9 protein-coding genes are annotated in these 6,855 nt (G+C 48.1%); 1 reads left to right on the top strand and 8 read right to left on the bottom strand.

The window, feature by feature from the left end; all coding sequences use genetic code 11:
• The first annotated feature begins 314 nt into the window (after positions 1-314).
• Positions 315-1,583: an IS110 family RNA-guided transposase gene (locus IEN85_RS18735; protein ID WP_191616790.1), complete on the top strand. Its 1,269-nt coding sequence runs from the start codon at positions 315-317 to the stop codon at positions 1,581-1,583.
• A 595-nt stretch (positions 1,584-2,178) separates the two neighbouring features.
• Here the strand turns inward: IEN85_RS18735 and IEN85_RS18730 are convergent.
• From IEN85_RS18730 to IEN85_RS18695, 8 genes are all read right to left on the bottom strand, one after another.
• Positions 2,179-2,469 (bottom strand): hypothetical protein, encoded by a 291-nt coding sequence (locus IEN85_RS18730; protein WP_191618641.1) that lies wholly within the window; start codon positions 2,467-2,469, stop codon positions 2,179-2,181.
• A 68-nt stretch (positions 2,470-2,537) separates the two neighbouring features.
• Complete coding sequence (locus IEN85_RS25020; RefSeq protein ID WP_224772737.1) at positions 2,538-3,020, bottom strand: DUF2971 domain-containing protein; 483 nt, start codon at positions 3,018-3,020, stop codon at positions 2,538-2,540.
• A gap of 342 nt (positions 3,021-3,362) precedes the next feature.
• Positions 3,363-4,022 carry a hypothetical protein gene (locus tag IEN85_RS18720; RefSeq protein ID WP_191618639.1) on the bottom strand — a complete coding sequence of 220 codons (660 nt, stop codon included), beginning with the start codon at positions 4,020-4,022 and terminating at the stop codon, positions 3,363-3,365.
• 199 nt (positions 4,023-4,221) lie between these two features.
• Positions 4,222-4,431 (bottom strand): hypothetical protein, encoded by a 210-nt coding sequence (locus tag IEN85_RS18715; RefSeq protein WP_191618638.1) that lies wholly within the window; start codon positions 4,429-4,431, stop codon positions 4,222-4,224.
• Between the two features lie 96 nt (positions 4,432-4,527).
• A complete protein-coding gene (locus IEN85_RS18710; protein ID WP_191618637.1) occupies positions 4,528-4,935 on the bottom strand; it encodes a hypothetical protein in 408 nt (135 codons plus the stop codon).
• 535 nt (positions 4,936-5,470) lie between these two features.
• Complete coding sequence (locus IEN85_RS18705) at positions 5,471-5,836, bottom strand: hypothetical protein (protein WP_191618636.1); 366 nt, start codon at positions 5,834-5,836, stop codon at positions 5,471-5,473.
• 137 nt (positions 5,837-5,973) lie between these two features.
• The gene (locus IEN85_RS18700; protein WP_191618635.1) at positions 5,974-6,375 is read right to left on the bottom strand and encodes a hypothetical protein; all 402 of its coding nucleotides are present in this window, start codon (positions 6,373-6,375) and stop codon (positions 5,974-5,976) included.
• Between the two features lie 13 nt (positions 6,376-6,388).
• Positions 6,389-6,855, bottom strand: a 467-nt coding sequence (locus IEN85_RS18695; protein WP_224772736.1) for a hypothetical protein, incomplete at its 5' end; no start/stop codon positions are given.

Here is a 6,855-nt window from a genome sequence, read left to right as displayed (position 1 = left end):
ATATAGGCTAGGAGAAGTTATTCATGATGCCCGAAAGGCGCGGGCCGAAGAGCTCGCTTTCGGGGCATTGTGAATAACTTCCGGCGGGGTTGGACTCCGTTTGGCTTTTCATTACAATTTCAGCGCTCGCCCGCAGTCCAGGAACAAATACGCGGCGTCCCCTGGAGGACTGTGACCTTACCGTTCCGGGCTGCGGGTAGCGCCTTGACTTTTTGACGACTCCTCGGTGGAAGCCCTCTGCACGGACCACTCTATATTGCTGTCGCTGCCGGTCAAGGACGAGCTTTCCGCAACCCTCAACCGACTATGACACGATGAAGGAAAAGCCCCTGGACTTCGCGATCGGGATCGACCGTTCCGACGCAACCCTGGACGTTTGCCTCGCCTCCCTGCGGGCGGGCTCCAGTCCGCGTTTCGACAAGCTGGCCAACAGCCCCGACGAACTGGGCGCGTGGCTGGCGAGGCTTCGCTCCGAGCATCCCGAGGCCCGCGTCGCGGTGGCCTTCGAGATGCCCGCTCCCGACCTGGTAGCCTTCCTGTGCCCGCGCGGCTGGCTGGAGGTCTACGCCCTCAACCCCAGCGTGCCGGCCCGCTTCCGCAAGGCCTTCAACGGCTCCGGGGCCAAGAGCGACCTGCTGGACTGCGAGGTCCTCGCCCAGCTGCTGGCCTCGCACCGCGACAAGCTCCGGGCCCACCGGCTGGACAGCGCGGCCATGCGCAGGATCGACTCGCTCTCCAAGGCCCGCCGCGGGGAGGTCGACCGGCAGGTCGAGCAGTGCAACCGCCTCAAGTCGCTGCTAAAAAGCAGCTTCCCGCAGGCCCTGGCGCTGCTGGGCAGGGACTTGCACGCCCCCATGGCGATAGGCTTCCTTCGCCGCTGGCCCTCGCTGCAGGCGGCCCGCGAGGCGGACCCCGAGGAGATGGCGGCCTTCTACCGCAGCTCCCACTGCTCGCGCAGGGACGTGATCGAGGAGCGCCTGCGGGTGGTGGCCGAGTCCGTCGTCCTGACCGACGACCCCGCGATCATGGACGTCATGGAGCTTCGAATCTCCAGCTGCCTGGACCACATCGAGGCCTGCTCGAGGGCCATCGCGAGATACGACCAGGAGCTGGCCCGGCGCTACGCCGAGTCGGAGGACAAGCCGATCTTCGACAGCCTTCCCGGAGCCGGTCCGGCTCTAGGGCCGCGGCTGCTCTCGGCCATGGGCGAGGACCGCTCCCGCTACTCCAGCCGCGAGGCCCTGCAGCGCTACAGCGGGGTCGCCCCCGTTACCCAGAGCAGCGGCAAGAAGCGCATCGTGCACCGCCGCTACTCCCGGCCGAGGTTCCTGATGCAGACCTTCGTGGAGTTCGCCGGCGAGTCGATAAAGTGGAGCTCCTGGGCGTCCGCGTTCTGGAGGATGAAGAAGGCCGCGGGAATGACCTACAACTGCGCCATGCGGGAGCTGGCCTACAAGTGGCAGAGGATAATATACCGGATGTGGAAGACTCGAACCGCCTACGACGAAGGGCTCTATATAGAACGACTAAAAGCGAAAGGAAGCCCGATATGCGCGTACCTGCAAGATTCCATGAAAAACTGATATAGCAGCTTGACTCCTAGCCTCAGTGGTAAAGTCAGCGCGGAGCGCTGGCTGGAGTTGTATGGGCTGACTGGTTAGTCCCATTTTTCATTGAGTGAAGAATTGCGCTACGGGTGAGAAGAAAATCAGAGCAATGAGGGCTCCATCTAGGAATAGCTCTACCTCATTTCTTATCACAGCACTATGGGTCGTCATGGGTTGAATTGGCCATCTGATTTGGCCGAAAATGGTGAGGATTACTGCCGACAAGAAAAGCCATCTCGCTGGTGACCAAAAGTAGAACATGCCGACTATGCCTGATATCGCCAGAATGTAAATCGAGAGACTTACAGTTAAGCCTATGGTGCGCCTAGCTGGAGACAGCGATTTGAATATTCTTACAGCTCTTTCGTTACTTTCTTTTCTTGTGAGAGTTTGATCTTTTGCGGGACGGACAACTTGGAAGAACACATACGCAGTGTATATCGCGAGTATGGTTTTGAATGTGGATTGGTCCATTTCTTAACTGACTAACGCCGAGTTCAGGTGACGAGCGCTTGCGCTCGTTGCCTGAAACGACTTGATATGTGCAGTTTTTCTTATGCTGGATTGATCACTATTTAGTCTCTTCTTTTAATGGATCAGTTGTTGTGTTTGGCGAACCTTTGTCAAAGTAGCTTTGATGGGAGTCTTTCGCGTCCCATTTTATTTCATCAACGTATAATCTGTGAATGGTCGGTGTGATAAACAGAGCGACTCCAATAATTGGTAAAAGCATAGGTATACCTGTTGTTGGTAGGAATCGGAATCCTAGCATTCCAGAGATGACGTTGAACGCTACTAATATACCGTAGGTTGTGATAAAGAGAGTGCCGAAGTACTTAGAAATGTCGTATGCTTTTTTCATGACTTTTTGTTTCACATATCGCCGAGCACAGGCGGCGAGCGCTTGCGCTCGTTGCCTGCTGCGTTTTGTTAGGCTAATTTTACTGGTATTTCTAGTTCGAGTGCACATGGCTTACGATGAGCGTTAAGCAACTCAACGTGAGACCATTCTTCCGTCTTCAGTATGTTTCTGACTGTTTCGATGTCGTCCAAGGATGCGTTCATTCCAAAAATGATGTGATCTACACTTGATGGGCTAAACTCGTACAAACCGTACGACTTCGTGTAGAACCGAACCTCATCCTCGTAAATCCAATGTTGGTGTTTCTTTGAGATGGACGCTTCAAGTAGGTCGTCCTCGAGGGTGCACTGATCAATGAAAGCGTCGCCAGTGCCGTATTTGTGTCCGTACAAAATATCTCTCTGAATATCTAGAAATGGATGATTTGTATCGTATGAGACTTCATACTTGGAAAACTCCTGCCCTTCGTTGCTGGTGTTTAGGTCTTCTAGTAAGTCTTCAGTAAAACCTATGCACAATCCTCTGTGAGAATCTGCGTAGTGAGACCACATAAGAATGTTTTCATTTTTCTTGCTTAGACACAAAATGCCAGCGTCTCTCAAGCACCGATCCATAAATGAGGAGGACATCTCTATTCTTTTGGTTCCATGAGTGATGCCTTCTGTATTTAGCTCGCGTGCGAACTCTTCGGGTGAAAGTTGACTATCGAAAGGATCGTTGAAGAAAGCGGGTCGCGAGAAAAACAGCTTTCGAAGTGCTAGTGTTTTCAACGTATCTTTGTTGAACGGTCTGTATTTGTATAGAAATGACATTCTATCTTTCTTGCCTAACGCCAAGTTCAGACGACGAGCGCTTGCGCTCGTTGTCTGGAACGTTTTGTTGGTATGCTCCTTTCAATTCGTATTTGCATTTCTTCTTTTGAGTTTTCGCCATGCCCATTTTGTTGTAATGACAAAACAAGCTAACACTCCGATAGTTAGGAGTATAAATAATATTCTACCTATCCATTGTCCAGATCGGTAAGCTGATAATGTACGATCATATGCATCAACCGAGCCGGGAGAAATCCCGCCTGTAAACCTAATTCGGGTAAAATAGTCCAAAATCGTGGCTTCGTTTGCTTGAACCCCTATGCGGGTAAAACCTATTAGCAGTGAATGATCAGAAGTAAAAATAACATAGTTTACGAACGATGTGCTAGTTGCTTCTCCCGTAATTCGGTACGCAGGGAATTTTTTTATATTTGTTCTTTCTATTTTGTCGATAATTCCGCCTTTTGCCTCAATTCCTTCTTTAACCCCAGTCATAAAGCTAGTTGTGGAATGCTTGTTTTCTGTTTCGAGTGGGCTTTGAATTGCTGTTGCGAGAACGCCCGAAGCTTCGGAAACTGAATAGTCAAGAAGCAGTGTACCTGTTGCCTCAAAGTGCTTCATAGCTTCCAATGGAAGATCTTTCTCAACCCAATTGAATGAAGGGTCGATTTCTAAGACCTTCTCTACTGCCGAAACTGAAAAAGGTACGAAGAGGGTTATGCAGAAGATCAATTTATTCATTTCGATACCAACGTCGAGGTGATACGCGAGCTCAAGTCAGTGCTCGAACGTTGGGTTGAGGTTGAGTGTGTCTGGTGTGTTGGAATTTCGGCGAGCGCTTACCCGAGTTGTATCGACCGTCTTGTTCGACCTATTTGTTTTTGTATTCACCAGTTGGATTCCTTGGGTAGTTGCTTTTCTTCTTTGAATGCTTCGAGGATCAATTTCTTCTCAATGCAGGGGTTTGTTTTCTTTGCTTCATGTACTCATCAAATTCTTTTTCTTCTCTTCGTTTCTTACGTCTTATCAACCAGTAGATTCCAAATCCCAGAAATGCTATCGGAAGGGCAAAGATAAGTAATGCAATGAATGCTTCCATAGTTACTGGCATGCCCTTGACGACATGCTCTACTGGAAAGTCGGTCTTCATTTATTTTTCTTCGTCGAACGTCAAGTTGAGGCGATGCCAGTGGAGCGGAGCGTAACAGGCATTGCCTCAAACGTCTTGTTGGCACTAGTTTGTTTCTTAGTTTTTGAATACATCAGAGTAAGAGTTAGAATCTGCTAAGAATGTGTTTAGGTCCACATAGTCTTCGCTAATTCCATGTAAGGTGAGAATTCGGGTAGAGACGTATGGCAGCTCCTTTTCTTCGTATCTGGCTGGGGAGCCTCCGACGTAGAGTCGATGCTCGAGGCCCCTCATTGCGTATCCATTTTCTTTTAGCTGAATCGGATCATGCAAGTAAGCTGTTCGACTCTTCCCAGACTCCTTATTTTCGAATTTTATGCCAATAAGTTCGAACTCTGGATTTGTAATTATGGTTATCTTTTTGTTTTCGGGTAGATTGTAGAATAGTCGGTTTTCGATGTCGCGAGCACAGCCCATGCTGAATGCTGCCAGGATAAGTGTGAAACATGTCAGGAGTCTGATCATTCTATTTTTTGCCAACGCCGAGGTGATACGCGAGCTCCAGTTAAAGTTTAAACGTTGGGTTGAGCTTGGAAGTGTCTGGGGTGATTGAATTTCGGCGAGCGCTTACCCGAGTTGTATCGACCGACTTGTTAGACATATTTGGGTTATGCATATTACGAGTTTGATTTTTTGTGTACTCTGTAATCTAGAGTCAGAAATATAACTGACAAGATTGAGGCTACGACTAGTAGTTCAAGATAGCTAACTAATAAGTTTTCAGGATTTATTTTTTTACTTCCCGGTATTGGAAGGTAGAATTTTTCATCGATAGCTGAAAGATAGATGATTCCTACTATGAGGAAAGTAACTGAACTGAGAAACGTTTTGCTCCAGTCTGATATATTTTTCCCAAGTATTTTCGTGAGGAAGAACCATGCTATCAAGAATACGACGAATTGAATGATTACGAAGAACATAGGTTCAGTTTTATTTTTCGTCTAACGTCGAGGCCACACGGCGAGCGCTTGCGCTCGTTGTGTGAGCCGATTGGTTGGAGTTATTTTATTTCTTCGAAAACGATGTGTTTTTCAATTTGTTCTGCTAGTTGCCTCTGCTCGGGAATGTTTAGATCTAAGCTAATGCAATCAGCATAGTCGTTCTTTCCTGAGAAGTAATCGTTCAATTTCGTAGCTAATGATTCATTTGCTTCTGCGTATTCGTTGGGGCTATCGTGGAGAACACATATGGTCTTTGTTTTCTTTTTTAGTATCCATCCTGTCTTGACGATGAAGAGAGCGAACGATCTTACACACGGGAAGTTTTGAAGCGTATCCGAGATTGTGCTTTTCAGTTTCACGTCGACGTCAAGTGCTGGGTAGATCTTGAACGTTGATCCTTCTGGAATGATGTAGTCCTTATTCATTTTCCCTCCAAACGCCGAGCTCAGGCGACAAGGCCTAAGCTATCTTCTGAATTTCTGGGGTGGTTGATTTTCATGGGTTCGTAATGAAAGAGGCGGGCGTTTGCCGCAGTTGCCTGGAGCGTCTTGTTGGCATCTTTTTAGTTGTTTTTTGAATACTCAACATAAGCCTCCTCCACCTCGAATGAGGAGCATGGAATACTGAAGAGCGCCGAAGTTTCGTTATCGACGAGGAAATCTAATTCTTCTCTATGAATTTCTTCTTTCTCTGTATTGTAGAAGAAGGCTTCCAAGAAGATTCGTCGAACCTTTGAACTCACTCGAATCCTACCGGTAGCTCCACATCCATCTTCGTGTCGTCGTAATCTTAGTTTCGAAATATTAACATCTACCGGCCACTCGCCCCGCGCGTACAGTTCGGGCTTCTTTATGCCCAACCCGACTAAGATGTCTTGGATTAGAAGTTTCGGATTCATTTCTCTTTTTCTGCCAACGTCGAGTGCATACGCGGAGGGGGCGCAGCCCCCGGAGTTGTATGACACGATTTGTTCTGACCTATTTTTTCTTAAGGTTTAGGGTGTGGTTGTCGCAATCAGCATAGATAAGCTTTAGGTCGCCTCCTTTGCTTTTGTAGATGCATGAGGTCATTTGGTGCCCCTCATTTGAACTGGATACGTAGAGGAAAATGAGTCCATCGTAAAGAATCCACATTTGCTTTACATCTTCTTCGTTGAATTCGTTAGAGATCCATTTCTTATCATTTTTTAAGGTGATTGATACTTGATCTATCGATCCCTCAATTCCACAGGATCCTTCCCAAGTTCCGTGTAGTTCTTTTAAGTCTGACTCTTCTAGGTTCGTGTAGGTAAGTTTCGGCTGATTAAGCCATTCTTCCCACATCGTATCGATCTTCAATCGATCTTCTATTGGATTGGCTCCATTCGCTCGGATAACGCCCAAAGCCATAAAGATCAGCGCGACTAGAGTTGGGCATCGAGGTTTCATTTTTTCAGAACGTCGAG

This window comes from Pelagicoccus enzymogenes, assembly GCF_014803405.1.
Taxonomy (GTDB): Bacteria; Verrucomicrobiota; Verrucomicrobiia; order Opitutales; family Opitutaceae; genus Pelagicoccus; species Pelagicoccus enzymogenes.
Note: the sequence above shows the minus strand (reverse complement) of the source record. Positions and strands in the feature narration are given on the sequence as shown.

Bases quoted from the DNA above. Each gene is read 5' to 3' on its own strand.
- IEN85_RS18735 (WP_191616790.1), top strand. From the start codon at position 315: ATGAAGGAAAAGCCCCTGGACTTCGCGATCGGGATCGACCGTTCCGAC.
- IEN85_RS18730 (WP_191618641.1), bottom strand. From the start codon at position 2,469: ATGAAAAAAGCATACGACATTTCTAAGTACTTCGGCACTCTCTTTATC.
- IEN85_RS25020 (WP_224772737.1), bottom strand. From the start codon at position 3,020: ATGTGGTCTCACTACGCAGATTCTCACAGAGGATTGTGCATAGGTTTT.
- IEN85_RS18720 (WP_191618639.1), bottom strand. From the start codon at position 4,022: ATGAATAAATTGATCTTCTGCATAACCCTCTTCGTACCTTTTTCAGTT.
- IEN85_RS18715 (WP_191618638.1), bottom strand. From the start codon at position 4,431: ATGAAGACCGACTTTCCAGTAGAGCATGTCGTCAAGGGCATGCCAGTA.
- IEN85_RS18710 (WP_191618637.1), bottom strand. From the start codon at position 4,935: ATGATCAGACTCCTGACATGTTTCACACTTATCCTGGCAGCATTCAGC.
- IEN85_RS18705 (WP_191618636.1), bottom strand. From the start codon at position 5,836: ATGAATAAGGACTACATCATTCCAGAAGGATCAACGTTCAAGATCTAC.